Below are 23,233 nucleotides of genomic sequence, written 5' to 3'. Positions count from 1 at the left end.
TTATATATTCAACCATAAATGCCTAATAGCTATAGGAGTAGCATCGGGCTTAGTTGATAATCTGATTAACTTAAATTTTCTATCATGATTGGTAAAAACTAAATCATTTGGCCTAATTACAGGCACTCCTTGTATCTGTAAGCAGTCACTGTGAGTTTTTCCTTCAGGCTTATTATTCTGAGTTAAATATGTTGTTAATTTTGATGGAGATAGATTTTGATCTCTTACATAACCTATCATATGAGCGTGTTGCATAGCCCATGCGTATTTACCTGTAACAAAACGAGATAATCCATCATATAAATAATTTCTAACAGGATGAGTTTTATCTAAGATTTTACATTCACAGTAAAGCCCTTGGTGTGGCTTACATTGACCTACTAGTTTAAACGTTAAGTCAGGCTGTTTGTCTAAATATGCCCCTGTATAGTCTTCAACAGACTCATTTCTAGAAATACTTTGAAAAATATCTGACGTAAAACCTTCAACAATGGTTCCATCACTTAATATTTCATGAAGAGTATTTTGAATTGATGCTGTTATTTGCTCTTCTGTTGCAACTAATAATTTAGCTTTACCACCCAATAAACTCTCTGCTGATTTAGAAGCTAACCTTAAAGCATCTTCGATCACTAAAATAATATGTGCTGGCCATGCAGGAAATGGGTAATTAGTATCTGTTGGTTTCTTACCTAAACTAGCAAACATACTCATTATTGAATTCCCTCGCAATAATTATATGCTCTTTCCAAATCAGTGTTTAGAATATCTAAAGCTAGTAATCGAGCTTTTGTTTTTGTCCAATATCGATTTTGTGCCAACTGTCCTATAAGCAGTTCACAACCAGTTTCATCGATATGAATTTTTACTTGGGATACCCAGAATTGATCTGCTAATTCTGATAAAAACTTATGGCTTAAATTATTTTTTATGTTTTTAGCTTCACTGAAGCCTATTCTAATAAACTTCCAACCAGATTGATTTCCATTGAGATTTTTTTCAATAGAAGTCCATAACTTTAGATTTAATCTCTTTGTAAATGGACTAATCACACGACAAAGTTCATTCTGAAAACATTCCAAAGTTTCATTTTCAGGATTATTCTGTGCAACTTTTTTATTTTCTGCGTATGGTAAAGACATCTTTAGACTATCTTCAATTACTTGCATTTCATTCTTGTTAAGGCCATAAATTGATGCCATAAATTGGTCTATTTCATTCCAAGGTTCTTCTCTGTTGATTAATTTTTCACTCAAACTTTCTATGAGAGTAAGCTGTTCCTCATTAAAAGAGCCAAAGTCTATTAAAGGAAAAGTGAATATTTCTTTTGTAAGTATTGCATCTCTTTCCACACCAAATTTCGCACTAGTCATAAGAAAATAATAAAGAAATAAATTACTGTATGAAATTAGCTGCAAATATTTAGCCAGTAATAATGGTGATGAATGTTTAGCAGTTGATACCCCAACATAAGATTCTGAATATATTACTTCCTCTATCGAGAGCAGTGCGCCTCGTTGATTCCTAAACGGTGGAGGAGATTCAAGAAATAAAACTAATGGGGCTTTAAATAATTGTGGATTTCTGTTCCCATATATTCGATCATGATAAAAATAATGTAGTCTACTGGTATTAATTATATATTGATGTTTGTTTTTTTCTTTAGAATCAAATAAATACTTCCCCTTGAAAAGAGATGCATCTACTTTTTGGCTACCTAACTGAAAACCACTACCGCAGATAAGTTTCCATTTATCACAAAACTCTTGTAATGTTATCATTTCACTGTTTGTACGAATTTTCTCAATAATTTCATGATCCAACCAAGATCCTCTAAATAAAGTTTTCAATAGATGAGGATTAGCCTGAACTTGAGATTGTTCAACAGGTATAGCCATATGAGGATCCATTCGGAATCCACCTTGCTCATTTAGTGATTTTTCTACATATGGACTCAAATAATAAAATGAACTAAATGAAGAAGGTCTTTTATTTTTAGCTATTAAAAAACAGAAAGGTGCATCATTATTTTCCCAGATAGCTTTTTCTTGTCGTAATGCACTGCCATTAAAAATACCAGTAAGCTCAATACAGTCAAGTAAAGCTGAACGCAATATAAAACTATTTCCATAATTAAATAGTGTATGTTGGGCATGTAATGCATAAGCAATCATCCCATTTGGCTTACACCATTCAATTGCTCTCCAGATAAAAGGAATATCTGGATCACATCCAACATTGAATTGAGATGCAACTTTAGAATCGATGCCTCTTGAAATCGCTATTCTTTCAATTAATTCATTGAATTTCTTACCAACACCTCGGCCTCTTTGCTTAGTCCAAGGCGGGTTACCAACTACTATATCAAATCGTTCATTCAGTTCTACTGGTAGTCTTTCAGAAAGACTACCTAAAGTTTCTTGTAGATCTTCTCCAAAAGAGACATTTATAAGCGTTTTAGTATTCAAACCGTCAAACTTAAGCTCAGATAAAGGCGTAGGATTAGGGTCTAGCTCTAAGGCTGTGAGATATAAACTTAGTGCAGCAAATTTGAGTGATTCTGAATTGATATCTAAACCAACCAACTGGTGGTTTAAAATTCCTCTAATTTGATTACGTGTAGGTCTTTCCCCAGTAATTTTCCATTTTTCTAATACTAGACGTTTAAACGCAAGTACTAAAAAAACACCTGCTCCAGCAGAAGGATCTAGTATTTGAGCCGAGCTTTTGTCTTCTATTTCTAACCCATCAAACGCTGAATCTACTAATATTTTAGCGATGTGACTAGGTGTATAGTGGATACTCGTTTTCCTAGCGAATTCATTTTGGTAAGCATGAGCAAAGTGCTCATAAACTTGACTTAACATATCCGCAGGAACGTGTTGAAATTGGATTCGCCCCCAATCTAAAGACATTTGTCTATTAATCGTTGCTAAAAGTATATCTTGTAGCTCAAAACAAATATGTTCTGACTCATCTCCAATCTGTGAGAAAAATTCATTATAATCCTCTGAATTATAATAAAAATTACCTAAAGGCAACAAGTTACCATTAAATGTTTTATCCAACCATGCGAAAGTATCAGATATAGAGCTAACGCTATTAAATAAGTTATTTAATTTAGATGTTTTATTAGAAATATTACCAACATCAGAATCTACTATTATTTTTCTGTCAATTAGAAATCGTGTAAATAGTGCTCGACCAACTAACGATAAAATTTGATTATCTGTTAGTTTATTTGCAGATATATTTTCTCTTAAATTACGAGCAGTCGTTTGTAAAAGACGAAATAAATAATTTTCAAGCCAGCTCTGTTCAACTTTACGTTGATTATTTTTTTTATAAAGTTTATCAGTTAAATTACCTATTAAAAAATCATGAAGATTAATACTACTCTCTGATAAATCAATTTTTTTAACTATAGGCTGATCATCATTTTCAGAAAAAATCCCTAAAGGATAAATATCAATAACACCAGCTCTCAAGACACCTAAAAAGCGTGCATCAGCACGAGAGGCTAAGATTTCTTTTAATTGCCTTAACTCATCAATTGTAAATATATTTTCTGATACTAAATATAAGGCAGCTCTACCATTAATTTCAACAACGGCATCTGGCCGCTTATCAATCTCATTCGTAAACAAATCTAAATATGATAAATGCACATACAATGGCTCTTTCTCAGAAAACTGAATGAGCATATTTTCTGATATACCATACTTAGTAGGATCTTGTAGAAGAGAGTGTTTCATAGAATCATCCATTCTCAATCATCCCCTAGCTCAAGATCAATTTTTTTATCTCCTCCGAATTTCCCAGCTTTTGCTGAACCACGGGGTTTTTTAGTAGAAATTTCAACTCTATCTAAAATAGAAGAATAATCAATACCTTGTTCATGCATTTCAGATAGAAGTGTTGCAATAATTGCTAGATGCATTGGCACCTCTCCTTTTTTTGCATAGTTACTAAGAGAAGCTGGATTCATTTTTAGCAGTTCAGCAAAAGCTTTCAACGTTAGATTTGCTTTCCGAACAAGCCTATTAAATTCAGTATAGGTCATTGTTTTATAATATCATATCTATATGGCGATTCTACATAAATTTATGTAGAATCGCCATATATTAAGAAATATAAAATATGGTCACAGCCTCAGACAAATATTGCCCTAAGAAGAGGATGTATATTCTTTTATTTGCTAAAATATTCCCAAAGATGAATCACATATAACTTAAAGCCTATGAATGCCGTTGAAATTGAAGCAGCTGTCTCCGAACTTGCTGAAAAACCGTTCGATGCTCAAGAGTTTGCTTATGACTTTTTAAGAGCTTTTGGTAATAAAGAAACAACAATAAAAAAACTACGTGTTGGTCAAAGTAATTCTTCAGACATTGAGAACGGGGTTCTGCAAAGAAATTATATTCACATAGCTGTATGTGATCAGGACTCAGTCACTCAAACTTTAAATGCATTACGAGAAAGTAAAGCTACAGAGAAGGCAAAAGCCAAATTCATTCTGGCTACTGATGGCCTCAGCTTACAAGCTGAAGACCTTATTTCTGGGGAAACCATTAGTTCTGAGTTTTCCAAGTTTGCAGAACATTTTGGTTTTTTCTTACCACTTGCTGGCATATCCACTATTCGGGAAATTAAAGATAACCCGATTGATGTACGTGCAACTGGGCGTTTAAATAAACTCTACATCGAATTACTAAAAGAAAATCCAGATTGGGCTACTGAGGAACGTCGCCAAGATATGAACCATTTCATGGCACGTTTAATCTTTTGCTTCTTTGCAGAAGATACTGAAATTTTCCAACCAAGTGGAATTTTTACTCAGACAATAGAACAAATGTCTGAACGTGATTCAAGCAACACCCATGAAGTCATTGGTACATTATTCCATGCGATGAATGTGGATCATCCTCAACGTGAAGAAAAAAAGCTTCCTGTTTGGGCGAGAAAATTCCCTTATGTGAATGGTGGCCTATTCTCTGGTAGTACAGAAGTACCAAAATTTTCAAAGATTGCCCGTACTTATTTATTACATGCTGGAAAGTTAAATTGGCAAGAAATCAATCCTGATATTTTTGGCTCAATGATTCAAGCTGTTACCAATGATGATGAACGTGGTTCATTGGGGATGCACTATACTAGTGTGCCCAACATCTTAAAGGTTTTAAAGCCTTTATTCCTTGATGATTTAAATGAACAATTAGAAGCTGCTAAAAAAAGCCCTCTAAAACTCTTAAATTTACGTAAACGAATTGCACGTATACGTGTATTTGATCCAGCATGCGGCTCTGGAAATTTTCTTGTTATTGCTTATAAGCAGCTCCGTAAAATTGAAGCTCAAATTAATGAATTAAGAAATGAGAAAGGACGTGCTACAGATATTCCTCTGACTAACTTCCGAGGAATTGAAATTAATAGTTTCCCAGCTGAAATTGCTCGATTAGCACTTGTGATTGCGGAATATCAGTCTAATGTTCAGTACTGTGGCCAGATTGAAGCATTGCAAACCGTATTGCCACTTTCTAAAGAGAACTGGATTATTTGTGGTAATGCTTTACGTTTGGATTGGTTAAGCATTTGTCCTCCAGCAGGCAGCTCAGTAAAAGTTGTTGCTGATGATTTATTTCAAACACCCCTAGAACAGACAGAAATTGACTTTGAAAATGAAGGTGGAGAGACCTATATTTGTGGTAATCCTCCTTATCTTGGCTCTACTTGGCAAACTGATGAACAAAAATCAGACTTAGAAAATCTTTTTAGGAAAGTCAAAAATTGGAAATTACTAGACTATGTTTCTGGTTGGTTCTTTAAAGCTGCTTTGTATAATGCCGTAGATGAGAAGTCCAAGTCAGCTTTAGTATCTACAAATTCTATTTGCCAAGGACAACAAGTTGGTATTTTATGGCCATTAATCTTCGAAAATAATATTAATATTAATTTTGCATATACAAGTTTTACATGGGCCAATTTAGCATCTCACAATGCAGGGGTTACAGTAATTATTGTGGGTTTAGCTAAGGCTCACGGTGGTCTGAAATCATTGTATAGTACTAATAAAGATAACGAAATTTTTGAAAAAAAAGTCAATAATATTAATGCTTACCTTGTTTCAGGTGAAAATATTATTGTTACCAAAAAATCTAAGCCTCTATCATCATTAACTTTTATGGCCTCTGGTAATAAACCTGTTGATGGTGGAAATTTATTGCTTACTTCAGATGAAGTACATCATCTGAATTTAACAAAAGAACAAAAAAACAAATTTATTAGAAAAGTTTATGGATCTGCCGAATTTATTAGAGGGATACAAAGATATTGTTTGTGGATTAAAGATGAAAATTTGAATGAAGCTTTACAGATAGCTCCAATTTTCGAAAGGATAGAAAAGGTAAAACAAATGCGTTTAGCTAGCCCTGATATGAGCGCTAACGAAATGGCCAGTAAGTCTCATCAATTTAGAGAAATGTATACATCTAATAAACATACAATAATTGCTCCAGTAACTTCTTCTGAAAACAGAGAATATTTACCTGTTGGATTAATTCAAAGTAATGAAATTGTTTTGAATACAGCTTGTGCCGCTTATGATGCACCTTTATGGAATTTATCTATAACTGCTTCAAGACTTATGCAAATTTGGGTCGGAACCGTTTGTATTAGAATGAGAACAGATTTTAGATTTACACCAACCTTAGGCTGGAATACTTTCCCTGTCCCAAAGCTAACAGAGAAAAATAAAGCAGATTTAACTAATTGTGCTGAAAATATTTTGTTGGCACGGGAAGCACATTTCCCTGCAACGATTGCAGACCTTTACGATCCAGAAAAAATGCCCGAAAACTTACGTGCTGCTCATGAGCAAAATGATGAAGTTCTAGAACGTATTTATATTGGCCGTCGCTTTAAGAATGATACGGAACGTCTTGAGAAACTATTTTCAATGTATACCGAAATGACTGCAAAACGAGTAGGGAAAAAATAAGCATGACAACTTCAGAAAATCCAACAAATAAACGGACTGTTCCTGCTGTTTCTATCAAAACTGCTTGCACAGGCGCATCCAACAAAGCGAATGAACTAGGCATGCGTCCAATGCAGGAACGTGCCTTTGAAAAACGTGGTGAACAATATCTTTTAATTAAGTCTCCACCAGCGTCGGGTAAGTCACGTGCTTTGATGTTCATTGCCCTAGACAAGTTAGCAAATCAAGGTATTCAACAGGCTTTAATTATTGTTCCTGAACGTTCTATTGGCAGTAGCTTCGCAGATGAAGAATTGACTAAGTACGGTTTCTGGGCAGATTGGAAAGTACAACCCCACTGGAACTTGTGCAATGCTCCAAATGCCGACGATGAAAAAGTTGCTAAATCAAAAGTAAAGGCTGTCGGTGAGTTCTTATCCAGTGATGACAAAGTATTAGTTTGTACACATGCAACATTTCGTTTTGCAGTAGAAGAACTTGGAATCGAGATTTTTGACAATCGACTTATAGCAATTGATGAGTTCCACCATGTAAGCAGCAATCCTGATAATAAATTGGGTAATCAATTAAGCCAATTTATTGAGCGTGATAAAGCTCATATTGTAGCAATGACAGGTTCATATTTTCGTGGAGATTCAGAGGCTGTACTTTCTCCAACTGATGAAAATAAATTTGAGACTGTTACCTATACTTACTATGAGCAATTAAATGGTTATAGCTATTTAAAGGCACTGGATATTGGTTATTTCTTCTATACAGGAAAATATACAGATGCTGTAATGAGAGTATTAGACCCTAGCCTAAAAACAATTATCCATATCCCAAACGTCAACTCCAAAGAAAGTACCAAAATTGGTAAACATCTTGAAGTTGAACATATCATGGATGAGCTAGGCACGTGGAAAGGGGTAGATGATGAGACAGGATTTCATTTAGTCGAAATTACAACCGAATTTGGAAACAAAAGTACTTTAAAAGTTGCAGATCTTGTAGATGATAGTGATGTAGCTAAGCGTTCCAAAGTATTAACAGCACTCAAAGATCCAAAGCAACGTTTTAATCGTGACCATGTTGATATCATTATTGCCTTAGGTATGGCTAAAGAAGGATTTGACTGGATCTGGTGTGAACATGCTCTTACTATTGGTTACCGCAGTAGTTTGACTGAGATTGTGCAAATTATTGGTCGTGCTACACGTGATGCCGAAGGTAAATATCGTGCTAAATTTACCAATTTAATCGCTGAACCAGATGCCTCAGAAAAACTGGTAGTTGAAGCTGTCAATGACATGCTAAAAGCGATTGCTGCAAGCCTATTGATGGAACAAGTACTCGCCCCTCGTTTTGAGTTCACGCCTAAAGATCAGGGTGCATTAAATGGCTTTGATTATGGTGAAGATGGCTATCAGAAAGGTAAAACGAATGTTGGGATTAATGGTAAGACAGGACAAGTCCATGTCGAGATTAATGGCTTAAAAAAACCAGAATCTGAAGAAGCTAATCGTATTTGTAAAGAAGATTTGAACGAAATTATTACGGCTTTTGTTCAAAATAAATCTGCTATTGAACGTGGCCTCTTTGACCAAGAAAATATCGTACCTGAAGAATTAACGCAGTTAGCACTGGGTAAAATTGTTCAGGAAAAATATCCAGAATTAGAGCTTGAAGATCAAGAAGCTGTACGTCAGCATGCCATTGCAGCATTCAACTTAATTCAGCAGGCGAAAAAAGAGCTTGAACAAGCCCAGCAAACACTTGGAGGCACAACCGCTGGCTCTAGTGGAACTGGAAATCCAGATGGTAAACCTGAATCGAACATAGCATTTATTCAGGGTGTTAAACGTTTTATGAATGTACGTGATTTAGATATAGATTTGATTGATCACATCAATCCATTCGAATCAGCGTATGCTGTACTGTCTAAAGCAATGGATGAAGCAACACTAAGACAAGTCCAAGCTCATATTTCAGCTAAACGTATCAATCTAAGCCCTGAAGAGGCAAAGGACTTAGCAATTCGTGCAGTACAATTTAAAAAAGAACGTGGTCGTTTACCAGATATAAATTCTCAAGATGCTTGGGAAAAAAGGATGGCAGAAGGTGTTGCAGCTTTTGCAAGATTCAAAGCACAAGAAAAAGCGAAATCTGATATTTGATAGTGGACAATAAGTAATGAAACGTCTTTCAGATGAAGAGATTCTAGATGAACTAGAAATCGAACTTGAGTTAAAATCTACTAAGGTTTTAACCCCGTTAGAAGAGCGTCTAATTTCTGGGTTTGAGGAGATTAATGTCTTCTATGAAACTCATCAACGAGTTCCATGCCTTAATGATGATGCAGATATCTTTGAAAAATTATGTGCATCTCGTCTTGACAAAATTAAACAGAACTCTGCAATGAGTTCTGTTGTAATCCATCTCGATAAATTCGAACTATTAGGTTAAACAAGGTAAATTTTATGGCTAATATTTCTGATGATGATTTGCTATCAGAATTAGGTATAGATTTAGCACCAGTAAAACAGGTGACCTATACGGCCAAAGAAGAGCGTTTGATCTCTGGATTTGAAGAAATTGTTCAATTCTACGAAAAAAATCATAGAGTTCCATCCAACTCAAATGATACTGATATTTTTGAACGCCTTTATGCTGTTAGGCTTAATCAGCTTAGAAAATTGCCTGAATCCATATCTCTTCTAGAAGACTTTGATCAACATAATCTGTTAAATAGTACTACCTCCGAAGCTTCTGATATATCTGAATTAGAGGATGATGACTTACTTTCTGAATTAGGGATTGAAGTTGAAAGTGAAGATAATATTCTGGTACTACAACATGTTAGATCACAAAAAGAACGTGAAGCAAATGAACTAACAGCGACTCGAAAAGCATGTGCAGACTTTGATGTATTCAAAGGGATATTTGATCAAATCTCTAAAGAGCTAGAAGATGGACTACGGATCACAAAGCCATTTGGTAAAGATGCAAGTATCGAATTACATGATTGGTTTATTGTAGATGGACAAATTGTCTACGTTGCAGAAATAGGTGAATATTTTAAGGCACCTAATGGCGAAAATGATGCACGATTAAGAGCAATCTATTCAAATGGAACTGAAAGTAATTTGTTAATGCGATCGTTAAAAAAAGCATTGAATACAGACGAAGCTGGTCGACGTATTTTAGTTGCAAAAAACACAGGTCCCCTGTTCAGCTCAGCTAATTTATCAGAACAAGATACTGATATTGAAGTCAAAAGTGGTTCTATATACGTATTACGAAGTCTGTCTGATAACGATTTTATTAAAGCAAATAAACATGTACTGCATAAAATTGGGGTAACTACTGGTAGCGTAAATAAACGTATTACAGAAGCAAGAAAAGACCCAACTTATTTACTTGCTGATGTGGAACTTGTCGCAACTTATTCACTTCCTGAAAATATTGTACCTCACAAATTAGAAAAGCTTATTCATAAAGCCTTACATTCAGCGCAACTCGATATTGTCATCGAAGATAGATTTGGAAACCCTGTCAAACCCAAAGAGTGGTTCTTAGTTTCTCTTAACACCATTAATGACATTATTGATCATATTAAAAATGGCTCTATTGAGACCGTTTACTACGATGCAGAAAAAGCTCAGCTGATTTCCACATCTTAGTTAGTATGAAACTTTATTGTCTTCTTTCCCATCTTGAATATCCTAAAACAAAAAACAGTATGAAACTTTATTGTTTTAGGATGAAAGAAACATCAATAACTTATGAAGAGGGTTGGTATGATACTTTATTGTCCGTCGACATTTTGTGTTTGGACAATATAGTTTTAAACCAAACATTAAAGTTCTAAACTGTAACAATATAGTTCTAAACTAGACATTAAAGTTGTAAACCAGATAAACCCAGCTATACTGATTAAAAAGTAGGCTGGGTTTTTCTATGAGTAGAGCACCGAGATTCTTCACACAAGAACAAATTAGCAAAAGAATAAAAGATGGTCGTGGACAAGGTATGGGAAAAGATTACCAACCATGGCTGACCATTCAGGATGTACCCTCTCGTGGGGTCTCTCATCGTATCTACTCTCATAAAACACAAAGAGTTCATCATTTACTTTCTAATTTGGAACTGTATGTTTTTTTGATTTTAGATTGGTCTAGTTCTGTTCAGGACATTCGGGAACAATTTCCTTTGAATATAGATGACACAAAAGAAATCTGTTTAAAGCATGGTTTGAGACATCCCAGCATACAAGGCTCGGAACAGGTCATGACTTCCGATTTTCTGATTGATACAAATGATAAGAAAAAACCTCAATTCGTTATTCAGGTAAAGCCATTAAAAGAACTCATCAAAGAAAGAACAATTGAAAAACTCGAAATTGAACGTCGATACTGGGAGGTTAAAGAAATCCCATGGAGTATTGTGACGGAACAAAATATTCCCACAACTGCCCGAAAAAATCTTGAATGGTTGAGCCCTTTTATTACTGAACATTTAGAGCCTGATATCTGGGATAGCCTACATACAATTTCTTATTATTTTTCAAAAAAACCAGGGATTTCTATCATTAAACTCTGTACAGAAGTAGATGCACAGGAAAAAACTACCTCTGGAACAACCCTACAATATTTAAGAACACTTATAGCAAATCGTTTAATTAAATTTGATATCCAACAGCCATTCCAGAAATTAAAAGGGTCTGACCTGGTGTTTGATTTAGAGGTGTCTTATGTGGCAAATCAATGAGGTCGTTAAATTTGATGAAAGCCACTATCGGATTTTATTCTTTCAATTTGGTGAAATCATATGGATTCATATGGAGGAAGCCAAAGGAGTTCCATCTTTAGTTCTTGCAGAACAACTTTCACAATGGATTGATGAAAAACGCTTATTTAGAAGTTCGGACCCTTTTGAATATCTTAAGTCTATAGAGCCACCCGTAAACTCAGTTGCTTTTGAAAAACGTGCTCAGGCTTACCGAATTATTGAACCAATCGTATATGACACAGGCTGTTTCAATGAAGAGATTAGAGCTAAACGGGTTCGTTTAGTAGAGCAGACAAATATCGCAACTAAGGCGACGATATACAAATACCTACGCCGCTATTGGCAGAGAGGCCAAACTCCAAATGCCTTATTACCAGATTATAGAAATGCTGGTGCACCAGGTAAGCCAAGAACCTTGGCAGGTTCTAAAAAATCGGGAGCAAAGCGTAAATTTGGCGATGGAACTGGTATTAAAATTACGCCAGAAATTGAAAGACTCTTTCGGTTAATCGTTGAATCTGAATTATTAAATGACAAGAAAATTAATATCACATCTGCTCATCGACAATTTGAAGAACTCTTTGTTCAACATTACCCACATATAAAACAGGCTGATATTCCTACACGTAGACAGTTTGACCATTTCTACAAACGTGAATACGAACTTCCACAAAGAATAGAAGCCAGAACTCCTGTCTTGAGTTTCCAAAAAGATGTACGGCCATTAAGTGGAACTGCTACAGCGAATACGATTGGACCTGGTAGTCGTTATGAAATTGATGCGACTATTGCCGATATCTATTTAGTTGCTGATGATGATCGGAGTAAGATTCTAGGTCGTCCTATCCTATATGTAGTGGTTGACGTTTTTAGCAGAATGGTTGTGGGGTTCTATATCGGGTTTCATAATCCATCCTATGTTGTTGCCATGCAGGCGATTGTAAATGCTTGCAGTGATAAAGTCAGTTTATGCAAATTGCTTGGAATTGATATCCAGCCAGAACAATGGCCAACCCTAGGTTTACCTGATGCCATTCTTGCTGACCGTGGTGAAATGATGAGTCATCAGGTCGAACGCTTAGTCCATGGTTATAATGTTCGTATTGAAAATGCACCTGCTTATCGAGGGGATGCAAAAGGTATTGTTGAACGCTATTTTGGAACATTACAGGCAGAATTCAAACCTTATGCCCCTGGCGTAGTTAAAGGGAATCGTATTCAAAAACATGGTGAAAAAGATTACCGTCTTGAGGCGGTTGTACCTATTTCAGCCTTTGCCAGGATAATCATAAAGACCATACTTTATCGTAATCAGTATCATGTATTGGATACTTATGACAGAGATGCAGATTTCCCTCCAGACTTACCCTCAATTCCATTACATATATGGAACTGGGGAATCCAAAACCGTACAGGCCATCTTCGTACTGTAGATCCAGATACTTTACGAATCATGATACTACCTCGCAAGAAAGTTTCCATTTCCACTTCTGGCGTCAATTTATGGGGCCTGTATTACATTGGATCAGAGATACTCAGAGAAGGCTGGTTACATCGTAGTAAAGAAGTCGCTCGCCCACAGGATCTCCAAGCGGCCTACGATCCAAGCTGTGTAGATAAGATATATTTATTCCCAAAACATGATAGTACGATCTATTGGGAATGTTCTTTATCAACCAAAAGTCGTCAATTTGCGGGTATGTCATTTTGGCAAGTGTGGGAGATACAAGATCAAGAAAAGAATCTACATGCAATTGAAAAAGATAACAGTAAAACTGCCCGTAGAGAGTTGGATCAATTTATTCGTGACACCATTGCTGAATCAAAAAAAATGGCGACCAACTCTGGTGTGTCAAATCGCCAGCGTTTATCTGAAATTAAATCGAATAAAAAGTCTGTTCGTGAAAATGAAAAATTATCAAATACTTCCTTAAAAACTGATAAACACCCCAAAGATCAGGGAACCATTATTTCATTTAAGCCAAAACAAGATGAATCAAGCTATCCGCAGTTCGTTCCAGGTCTTTTTGATGATGAGGATGATCAGTCATGACAAATCATATAATAAGAAATGCAGAATATCAGGACACTGGTGTTCATGCTTATAAAGATAACCCTTTCATTGAGGCCCTACCACCCATTCAAGAACCTTTTGAAGATACAAAAAATCTTATCTCAAAAGTAACGCCTACTCTTGATGATCTAAAGCAAAAAAGAGTTATTCGAGCCCATAATATCCACCAGATCACAGGTTCATTTTTCCAGCCTTTGGCAATACATATGTTATTGAGTGAGCGAATTTCTCTCATGATTCGTGGAGGATATGTTGGTCGTAATCCAAATACAGGAAAGTTGCAACAACACCTGCAAAACGGTTATGAAAGATTGCAAACAGGTGACCTGGATGCCAAACGCTTTGATGAAACTGAGTCAACTGCCCATAGCATGGCTATCATTGGCTGTTCAGGTAGTGGCAAGACGACCTCTTTACGAAGAATACTAGGGGCATATCCTCAAGTCATTTTTCATCCAATATTAAATCGCCATCAGATCGTCTACTTAAAAATAGATTGCTCACATGATGGTTCACTTAAAGAACTCTGTCTCAATTTTTTCCGAGCGATTGATAAAATCATTGGTTCAAATTATGAGAAAAAGTATGGTATGAGAAAGCATGGTGTAGAAACTATGCTTGCACTCATGGCTCAAACAGCCAATATGTTTGCTTTAGGCCTTTTAGTCATTGATGAAATTCAACATTTGAGTCGGGCAAAGTCTGGTGGTTCAGAGAAAATGCTCAATTTCTTTGTCACCATGAGCAATACCATTGGTATTCCTGTACTTTTTGTGGGTACACCTAAAGCAAGAAACATCTTTGATCTTGATCTACGTTCTAGTCGACGTGCTGCTGGTTTAGGGTCTATCTTTTGGAACCCAATCCCGCAATACCTACCTGATCAAAAGAGTCAAAATCCTGAGTGGATAGCATTTACCAATACGCTTTGGAAATTGCAGTACTTGCAGAAAAGAGACCCTATCTTAAGTAATGAGATTCGAGATATCTGGTTTGATTTGAGCCAAGGTATTCTCGATATTGTAGTGAAACTTTTTATTTTGGCCCAGTTACGTGCCCTCGCAACAGGAGCAGAAACGATTACTGTAGAGCTACTGAAACGTGTTTATGAGGATGAACTGAAACTTGTCCATCCGATGCTCAGTGCATTACGTTCAGGTGTACCTGAACGAATCGCTCAATTCTCAGATTTGGCTGTACCTGATATGGATAAGAAAATCATCCATCTTATTCAGAAAATCTCCGCTTCTGCCATCGAATCCGAAGAAGACCGAGCCTTAAAACAATTGAGTAATGATGATCAACGTCGTGTATATCTGATACTAAAAGATGAGTTCCCATCAGACTCCATCATCTTTGCTATTCAACAAATTGTAGCGTTAAAACCCGAAATATCTAGACAGCAGCTCTTGGCTGCTATTGTTCAGGCAATGGGGACAGACAATACAACGTCTCAAGTTCCAGCCACTAAAAAGAGAAACCAACGGATCAACTTAAAACAATGGAGTGAGCTGGAGAATACCGATCTTCGTCATATTTTTTCAATGAATCCAACGAGCCCAGAAAGTATTTATACCCAATTAGACCATCACGGTTTAATTCTGCAAATGTCAGAATTGTTGTCATAGTATTGGGATAATAGCCATGTGGAATTTTCCAACACCGCTTCCTGATGAGCTGATTTACAGTACCATCGCCCGTGCTGGATTACAGCATGGCATTCAAAGTCCTAAACAGCTACTTGATGAGGTTTTCCAAAATCGAAAAGTCATTGCTACCTTAGACTTACCCAGTCATTTAAATACTATCGTACATTTATTACAGCGAACTGGTCGTTTTAGTTTACTAGACCTGATTTACAAACATACTATGTTTGGCTTATATGCACCCTTTGTTCAGGAATCCCATCGACAACAGGCAATCGCTTTAATGGCTCAGCAGGCATCTGGTTCTATTCATCTTATGCTTGGTCTGAATGCTTCCAGAGTCCCTAACAACACCAAACTCCATTACTGCCCAATTTGCATACAACAGCAACGAGAAATGTATGGGGAGTATTTCTGGAATAAGGCTTGGTTTGTACCTAACCTTTCAATCTGTCTAAAACATGGTTGTTCACTTCTGTCTCAAGATTATATTCAACAACAGCATCGGCATCTTTTCTTACCCTTATTACCAAATCAAATTCAGGACATGCCTACTCCCTACTTTAAGGAAAACTTCATATTAGGGCAAATGGCTGTAGAGTTATTGCAACTTGAACCTCAACCATCACCAAGCTATGAACAATGGACTAGGTTTTATCTGGAAATTGCTGATGCAAAGAATTTCCGTAGGGGCAATCAGGTTCGCCATCAACAAACTTATGAGCAAGTGATTAATAAATTTAAATATGTATATCTCAACTCTAAGAATTTAGGGATTGATCCTGATCTGGATACTTCATGGCTCAAAACTATTTTTAGAAAGCATCGCAAAGCCTTTAGTTTTTTAGAACATTGTATAGTCTGGTCTTCGTTCGTACCTGAAATGACACCTAAAGACATTCTGCAATATGTCAGCTCTATTTCAGCAAACCCATATTTTGTAAAACGACCTATTTCTACTGAAAATATTCCTCTTATAAAAATAGAGGAGATGAGACACAAATGGCAAGATATTGTGCAACGTCATAGTGTAAAAGCTGGCCGTAACATTAAGCCAGGTTCGGCAATTTATATGTGGCTATATAGAAATGATCAAAATTGGCTACTGACATTTAATTCGAGACATTTATCACAACCTCAAGCCCGAAAAAATAAAGTAAATTGGTCTATACGTGATTTTTCAATAACCAAAGAATTATTCAAAGTTTTATATCGGTCAAATGATGACTTAGCTTGTCCAAGAATGTCAAAAAGTTGGTTTCTCAATCAGTTATCCAAAGGAAATTCCATTTCCAAAAATTTGTACCACTTGCCTCTAAGCTCCAAATTTCTTTCAACTTATTCTGAAGATACAATGACTTATCAAATACGAAGAATTACCCATGCCATGATCAGGCTTGGTTATACCGAATCCAGTACTAAAGATAAATGGCGGATATTGCGACTTGCAGGATTAAGTAAAGAAAGGATTACTCAAGAAGCCCAAATTTTCCTAAATATGATTTGTGAGAAGAAGATTTATGCATATTAAAAGCTTTCCTTTAGATACATTGATTACAAGTATAGGACGACTATTTAAATATGAAAATAAACCTTGGTTTATTAATCTGTGGGGAGAATCTGAAGAAACTAAAAATGGATATTATACCTCTTTTTCCCATATGCATTTGTTGGCTAAACGTCGAATTATCAACTCAACTAAAAATGAGCATCGAAAGTCTGGATTTCACCTAAAATTTAGATGCCCTTTACCCGCAGAGTGGATGTCTTTTGCTCAATCTAAATCACAATTTCATTTTTTTGGATTTGATGCTCTAGCAACGTTTTCAAATGATGCTCAAACCGTTAAGCAAGTCCATATTCAATTGCCACAGCTTGAGTTAGCCAGAGCTTTCTTCTTTCAGAATGCTTACCTCACTCGATCTGCACTTGAGTTGAATGTGCTGGCAGAAGACTTTGATATTCAGAATAAGACGGATCATTACCTAATTAATGTTCTGCCCTCATGCGAGGGTTCACTTGCACTTTCTCATTTCAATAAACCTGGGTTTCGTCGATTTCTTGCATATTTACTCCTAAATAAAAACATAAGAGCTTCATACGAAAGCATCGCTCAACAGTGTCAAGCTTTTGAAAGCATTAATAATACGGTAAAAACATGGAATTTTAGTTTCATCCCACCAAATTTAACAGACGTAAACATTGAGGCGCATGGTTACTATGACAGGTTAACCAATACATTTAAGATAGATGAAATCATTGGCTTTTCTGGGATCTCCACCCATATTGATAAGCCTGTTTATTTTCATCACGATAAATTTTCTAAAGCCTCAAAAAAATCGGGTAATACCAGTACCATACCACCAAAACCGAATCATGCAGAACCCAAACTTAATGATGAGGAAGAAGCAACACCTAGCAATAAGCCTACAATTGTAGATGGTCCAACCACTTTGCTTGATTTTGATGATCCATTTGAAACTGGGAAAGTCGCAGATAAAACTGGTTCAAAAAACGCTGTTATCGTGGATGATGCCCAAGAGTATATTGATGAATTGATTGGCGATGTGAATGCAGATGAACCAGGAATTGGTGGTTCAGTTAAAGCGGGGGATTTTGAGGGAGCAAAGGATCAAACTGATGATGCCCATTTATATCTAGACCGATTCTCTGCTTTTATACAGATGCTTTATAAACTTGAGGAGAAGCATGGGATACAGTATTCACTAACTTTAAAAGTTTTGCCTGAAGTAGAAGGATTTACCAAACACCTAAAAGCAGATGATAATCCACGTTGTATCGCTGAAGTGCATTTTCTGCATCAAGGTCAGCATTTCATTTTACTTGAAGTTGATACATCCGATAATGCGACACGTCTTTCGACGCAATTATTAAGAATAAAAGATATGAATTGCTGGGAAGAAGATTATGAAAAAATTCGTAAATTTGTGGTTCAAAAAACACTCAATTGGCCGCTTGGTTTTATCAAAAAAATAGCAATTCAACAGGTTAGATTCAATCATCCACGTATTGATGAGGGACAACAAGTTGCCATTGAGGATTTAGATAGTTGGGCAAATCGAATTTACAATCGATTAATTAGTCTTCAATAAAAACTTGCTTTTTTATCTAGCTCCAAAAGAATCTTTCTCAATTAAATCTTAAAGTTTCAATGACTAATGACTACCTACTCATTTCCTACGATCACTATGACCATCTAGACTATGCGACGGTAACCCAGCTTAAGGACAAGGTTAAAAATGTCGTTGTACCGCTTGGGATTGGTTCACATTTTGAATACTGGGGTTATCCTTTATCAAAAATCCATGAAAATGACAGGTTTGATACCCTATGAACCCAGAAGAGGCCGTGCAGGCAGCAGTAGATTTAAAGGCTAAAGCCATGATGCCAATGCATATTGGGCGGTTTTCTCTTTCACCACATGCCTGGGATGAACCTTTTAAACGTGTAGTTAAAACCAGTGAGAAAGCGAAGTTGCCAATATATACACCTAAGATTGGGCAACCAATTTGGCTAGATGGTCAAAGAAATGAGTTTTCAGCGTGGTGGGAGAAATAAAGGATTATTCCACTACATTATTCCTAGTTTTCTAGCTGAGTGTTCTATTTTTCATATATCAGCGCAAAAAAGTGAATGCCTCAGCTAGAAAGTTTTACAGGTATAAAATGCGATATAAATCAATTTATAGTTCTATAAACTTTGAAAAATTATATGTATCTATTAGAATATTAAAAGCTTAATGATATAGACTACTATGATGTTTTATAAAGAAAATTTTATTTTTGGTGAACTTAATTCGGCTATATCGCATTTGACTGAAGATGAAGTTACAGAATTGGTCAATCAATACTATACTGGAGTAAAAGTAAAGGAGCTCATTGAACAATACAATATAGATATCCTTGCTTCTAAGCTTGTTTCAGTATTTCCTTTAGTAAAGCTCAATATCAAATGTGAATTTTGTGATGTTCCAATGATCACAAAATTGAATTCAAAGAGTTCATACGAACAGCTAAGTCAAAAAGATATTATTTGTCCAGAATGTCAGCACCTACAAAGCAGGCTATGTAACTGCTCAAAATGTAAAGAAAAATCAAAATTAAAAGAACTAGAAAAAAAACATAAACAAGATAGTTTGAATAAGAAAAAAATTACTTTTCTAGAGCAATTACAAGATACACCTTTCGTAGTAGAAGAAGATTTATCTTTAACCGATAAAATTTACTTAGCAAGCCTGTTACGAGAATGCCTACATGAAGAAGCTGAATATATTGAAAAGATTAATCAAAAAGATATAACCATTACTCCGTACCTAGATTTCACAAGTGAACTTTTACAGCACTTGTTATCTAGAAAGCTTATTATTCCTTATCTTATAAATGATCTTGATCAGTTTATAGAGGAAGAGGATGGCAATATAAGTTATTATATTTACTATATTAATTATCAGATCAACATCCAACCCAAGGATGGAGATTACCAGATGATGTTACATCGACTAATGTACCCTCGCTCAGATGAATTTTTAGAAAATCCAAATTTCTGTTATGAGCTCTGGAAGAAGATAGCATTTTATGAAAGTATGCAATATCTCATGTTTAAGATGAAAAGTGTTCGTTATGACTTTTCTCCTGGCCCCAAAACAACTACCGTTTTCCAAAACTTAGTCAATAATTTCTCTGTAGGACAAATTTACAATATTATTTATAGAGCTATTGCAAATAGTACAGAGCAATATCAGTCAGGGAAAATTACAAAAAATCATGCTCAGAACATGGTTATCTCATCATGTGAAGGTCAAGGTGAAAGAGCTATCGCTAACAACTGGAACCTTACAGCTTACTCAAGGATTAAAGACCTGCCACAGTCCCAAATAAGTAAGATTTTCTTTGATTCAATTCTCCAGATTTCATACCTTGGTTTTTCAGAGAAGCCTACACTCAGTTTATAAATATGGAAGAAATTAACTTAGGTAATAATTTATCAGCATGATTTATTGGTTTCCGTAGGAGATTTGGTAGATCGTGGCCAAGAAAATCTTGAATGCCTGAACCTTATTAATGAGCCTTGGTTTAAAGCAATCCGTGGCAATCATGAGCAAATGTGTATTGAAGCAACCATTGATACAGAAATGAAAGATATGCATTCTTATCATGGTGGGGCTTGGTTATATGAATTGCCAATTCATCAACAACAAACCATTGTTGAGCAATGCCGTAATTTACCAATCATTCTTGAAATCCAGCATAACCAAAAAATTTATGGCTTTGTGCATGCTGATATACATATCAATGACTGGGAGGAATTCAAACGAGAGGTTCTCAAAAATAACTACTTCATTAAAGGTGAACAGTCAGCTATACAAATTGCGCTGTGGCACCGAGGACGTGTTCGATTTAGTAAATATAATCCTGCCTATAAAACTGTGACAGGTGTCGACGAGATCTATTTTGGTCACACCATAGTTAAAGAACCTATCCAGCATGAGAACTGCTTCTTCATCGATACGGGAGCTGTTTTTGGGGGAACATTAACAGTTTTAGAAATTTAATTACTATCTCTTATGTACACGATGAATTGGACGCCAGACCATAGCAGCTTTTGCCAAGTTTATACTTTTGAAACCTCTTTTCCATCCCATACAGTCAATTGCTATCACATCCATTGCTATTAAGTTATATAAAAAACTGTAATCATTGGGCGGTCTCAATTTGAACAAAAATTTTGATGATTCAATTGCATCATCATATAAAGCTTCTACTAAATCTTTTTGAAAAATTCGAGGAGAAAAGTTCATAAGCCACATTTTAAATTCTTCCTCTGAATATCCTTTAAAGTCTGGTATACAATGCTTTAGAACCTCTTTAGCCTCTTCAATTGAAGTAAAAAAATAAATAATATCAAGTGCCGCCATTTTACAATATGGGTATGTTGATATGCCCCAAAAACGTGGTGATGTAATACCATTCACTAATCTGTGCGTTTTATTACTACTTACTTTTAATATGCTACTCAAAGACTTCTTATCAGAAATTGCCACATCAACACACAGATCATCTGACCAGCGATAGCTGGTCATCAGAGCCTCTTTTGCCTCACGTATTAAAGTTTCTCTACTTTGGTATCTGAATCTTTTTAATGCTCTGGATTTAATAGCATTAATTACAATAATATCAGCCTCATCAACAGTATGTTTTATCATTTAACCTTTTCATTAATATGGATTAGAGAAAATTACTTATGTGTGCTATAAATAATTAAATCAATCATTGCCAAACATCTATGGAATAAATAATCAATTTGATCATGACTCTGTAATGTTGCTTGTTTAGGTTCAGAGTGACGAATCCGATATGTATTTCCAATCTCTGTTAATTCTCTCATTTCTTGCTCAATTAATGACTTAAAAGAAAGATTGTCATCAAAAAAACTAAGTATGATCCCGATCGATTTTCTTTTATCAAGATCAAATAAGTTCTTCAATCTCTCCCAAGCATCCCATAATTTTTCTAAAGCATGATATCTATCATTAAAGTTATATGACTTAATTTTACTACACGCATCAAGAATCATCTGATTTAATTCAAGATCGTTAGACTTTCTTAAAAGCACATGTTGTATTAGTGTCTTTGCTTCATCAGAAATAATTTTCTCTATTTGCCCTACTGAATTCATTTCATAAACCATACCTCTTATTCTAAATAAAGTATTAATCTCATCTTTAAATTTGTCTCTACCAGTCTCTTGCTTAAAATCTAAATGATGATGTCCAAAAAATTTATGGAAATGATACTGGACAGGTTCTGACACTTTTAAATATAAGAACTCAAGTATATCAAAAACCTTATATATATCAGGTGTCCATGGTTTATCCTCTTCCCAATGGTTCTCTTTAGGCTCAGTCGTGGCTAATGGCCATTCCATTTCCAAATATGCATTTAAAGTATTATTAAGTTTATGAGAATCCGTTCCACAGTTTTCGCCTGAATCAGGACATGTTTCGGGGAAAGCTTCTGCAAAATAATTTTGACTTTCTAATGTCTCTAGAATAGTTACAATACCCTTCCACATTGATGGACAGATATCTTCTTTTGTCCTTGGTTTTGAACCATTAATACGTTCACTGTATAGCATCATAAGATTACTTTAAAAGTTTATAAATTTCTTACACTTATACTAATTGTTTTGTTGGGTAAATCAATTCAAACAATGAAAGTAAAAGTTACAATGCTGTCTAAACCTTCAAGAAATACAACTACTTTCTATTTAAAGAATATTTATGCTTTTTAATTTATGATAATATCATAAGATGCCTAGACAAAATCATTCCATTGAACAGGTCCATGCCATTTCAATGAGATTTAACACATTAGTTATTGATCATTTGAGGACTAATTATTCTGAACTATCCAGAAGGCTCGGATATGCCAATGCTAGTACCTTACATGCTGTAAAAAAAGGAAAAAGTCTGCCAGATTTTTTAAGGTTGGCTCATAATCATGAAAAATTAACTGATAAGTATGGTCGTAAAGTTAATCTGCACTGGCTGATTACTGGTACTGGTGATCCCATGCTAAAAAATGATCACAATGAAAATAAATTTAATGATATTATCATTAATATAGGAAATTTGAATTTCCAAAAGAAACAAGAAATATTTAATATACTTGCGAATATTCTTTCTTCATAAAGAGTTATTCACTTTTTAACGGGAATATCTAATTA

17 protein-coding genes and 1 pseudogene are annotated in these 23,233 nt (G+C 35.3%); 13 read left to right on the top strand and 5 right to left on the bottom strand.

Annotated elements, in window-relative coordinates; genetic code table 11:
• From ACY45D_RS00495 to ACY45D_RS00485, 3 genes are read right to left on the bottom strand one after another with little or no spacing between them, the layout of a single operon-like run.
• On the bottom strand, nucleotides 1-714 hold the full coding sequence (locus ACY45D_RS00495; protein WP_104794646.1) for a hypothetical protein: 714 nt from the start codon (nucleotides 712-714) through the stop codon (nucleotides 1-3).
• A complete protein-coding gene (locus tag ACY45D_RS00490; protein ID WP_463107984.1) occupies nucleotides 714-3,767 on the bottom strand; it encodes an HsdM family class I SAM-dependent methyltransferase in 3,054 nt (1,017 codons plus the stop codon). The genes ACY45D_RS00495 and ACY45D_RS00490 overlap by 1 nt, the downstream gene beginning before the upstream one ends.
• A 2-nt stretch (nucleotides 3,768-3,769) precedes the next feature.
• A complete protein-coding gene (locus tag ACY45D_RS00485; protein ID WP_104794644.1) occupies nucleotides 3,770-4,063 on the bottom strand; it encodes a DNA-binding protein in 294 nt (97 codons plus the stop codon).
• A gap of 177 nt (nucleotides 4,064-4,240) precedes the next feature.
• Between ACY45D_RS00485 and ACY45D_RS00480 the strand changes: the two genes are divergently transcribed.
• The 12 genes and pseudogenes from ACY45D_RS00480 to ACY45D_RS00425 all read left to right on the top strand — a co-directional run bounded on the left by ACY45D_RS00480 (nucleotide 4,241) and on the right by ACY45D_RS00425 (nucleotide 21,059).
• On the top strand, nucleotides 4,241-6,997 hold the full coding sequence (locus tag ACY45D_RS00480; RefSeq protein ID WP_463107983.1) for a class I SAM-dependent DNA methyltransferase: 2,757 nt from the start codon (nucleotides 4,241-4,243) through the stop codon (nucleotides 6,995-6,997).
• A 2-nt stretch (nucleotides 6,998-6,999) separates the two neighbouring features.
• The gene (locus tag ACY45D_RS00475) at nucleotides 7,000-9,153 is read left to right on the top strand and encodes a DEAD/DEAH box helicase (RefSeq protein ID WP_463107982.1); all 2,154 of its coding nucleotides are present in this window, start codon (nucleotides 7,000-7,002) and stop codon (nucleotides 9,151-9,153) included.
• Nucleotides 9,154-9,169: 16 nt separating this feature from the next.
• Nucleotides 9,170-9,442, top strand: coding sequence for a hypothetical protein (locus ACY45D_RS00470; RefSeq protein WP_463107981.1), 273 nt, complete (start codon nucleotides 9,170-9,172; stop codon nucleotides 9,440-9,442).
• 14 nt (nucleotides 9,443-9,456) lie between these two features.
• A complete protein-coding gene (locus tag ACY45D_RS00465; RefSeq protein WP_463107980.1) occupies nucleotides 9,457-10,659 on the top strand; it encodes a GIY-YIG nuclease family protein in 1,203 nt (400 codons plus the stop codon).
• Nucleotides 10,660-10,936: 277 nt separating this feature from the next.
• The gene (locus tag ACY45D_RS00460; RefSeq protein ID WP_463107979.1) at nucleotides 10,937-11,746 is read left to right on the top strand and encodes a TnsA endonuclease N-terminal domain-containing protein; all 810 of its coding nucleotides are present in this window, start codon (nucleotides 10,937-10,939) and stop codon (nucleotides 11,744-11,746) included.
• Nucleotides 11,730-13,820: an integrase catalytic domain-containing protein gene (locus tag ACY45D_RS00455; RefSeq protein ID WP_463107978.1), complete on the top strand. Its 2,091-nt coding sequence runs from the start codon at nucleotides 11,730-11,732 to the stop codon at nucleotides 13,818-13,820. Before ACY45D_RS00460 ends, ACY45D_RS00455 begins: the two co-directional genes overlap by 17 nt.
• A pseudogene (locus ACY45D_RS00450) lies at nucleotides 13,817-14,659 on the top strand (ATP-binding protein); the annotation flags it as partial. The gene ACY45D_RS00455 and the pseudogene ACY45D_RS00450, both read left to right, overlap by 4 nt.
• Nucleotides 14,660-15,485: 826 nt before the next feature.
• Entirely contained in the window at nucleotides 15,486-17,018 is a 1,533-nt protein-coding gene (locus tag ACY45D_RS00445; RefSeq protein WP_463107977.1) for a TnsD family Tn7-like transposition protein, read from the top strand.
• The gene (locus ACY45D_RS00440) at nucleotides 17,008-18,600 is read left to right on the top strand and encodes a Tn7-like element transposition protein TnsE (protein WP_463107976.1); all 1,593 of its coding nucleotides are present in this window, start codon (nucleotides 17,008-17,010) and stop codon (nucleotides 18,598-18,600) included. Before ACY45D_RS00445 ends, ACY45D_RS00440 begins: the two co-directional genes overlap by 11 nt.
• A gap of 238 nt (nucleotides 18,601-18,838) precedes the next feature.
• Nucleotides 18,839-19,066, top strand: a complete 228-nt coding sequence (locus ACY45D_RS00435) for an MBL fold metallo-hydrolase (RefSeq protein ID WP_463107975.1) — start codon at nucleotides 18,839-18,841, stop codon at nucleotides 19,064-19,066.
• A 196-nt stretch (nucleotides 19,067-19,262) separates the two neighbouring features.
• Complete coding sequence (locus ACY45D_RS00430) at nucleotides 19,263-20,459, top strand: hypothetical protein (protein ID WP_463107974.1); 1,197 nt, start codon at nucleotides 19,263-19,265, stop codon at nucleotides 20,457-20,459.
• A gap of 45 nt (nucleotides 20,460-20,504) precedes the next feature.
• Entirely contained in the window at nucleotides 20,505-21,059 is a 555-nt protein-coding gene (locus ACY45D_RS00425) for a metallophosphoesterase (protein ID WP_463107973.1), read from the top strand.
• Nucleotides 21,060-21,062: 3 nt separating this feature from the next.
• Here ACY45D_RS00425 and ACY45D_RS00420 read toward each other — a convergent pair whose 3' ends face one another.
• Together ACY45D_RS00420 and ACY45D_RS00415 are read right to left on the bottom strand one after the other, a co-directional pair.
• Nucleotides 21,063-21,710, bottom strand: coding sequence for a hypothetical protein (locus ACY45D_RS00420; RefSeq protein WP_463107972.1), 648 nt, complete (start codon nucleotides 21,708-21,710; stop codon nucleotides 21,063-21,065).
• A gap of 32 nt (nucleotides 21,711-21,742) precedes the next feature.
• Nucleotides 21,743-22,645 carry an AbiJ-NTD4 domain-containing protein gene (locus ACY45D_RS00415; RefSeq protein WP_463107971.1) on the bottom strand — a complete coding sequence of 301 codons (903 nt, stop codon included), beginning with the start codon at nucleotides 22,643-22,645 and terminating at the stop codon, nucleotides 21,743-21,745.
• Between the two features lie 172 nt (nucleotides 22,646-22,817).
• Here ACY45D_RS00415 and ACY45D_RS00410 point away from each other — a divergent pair, with 172 nt between their 5' ends.
• Nucleotides 22,818-23,198, top strand: a complete 381-nt coding sequence (locus ACY45D_RS00410) for a hypothetical protein (protein WP_463107970.1) — start codon at nucleotides 22,818-22,820, stop codon at nucleotides 23,196-23,198.
• Nucleotides 23,199-23,233 lie beyond the last annotated feature (35 nt).

The organism is Acinetobacter sp. BZX-2, assembly GCF_055179795.1.
This window is presented reverse-complemented; position numbering and strand designations above follow the sequence as displayed.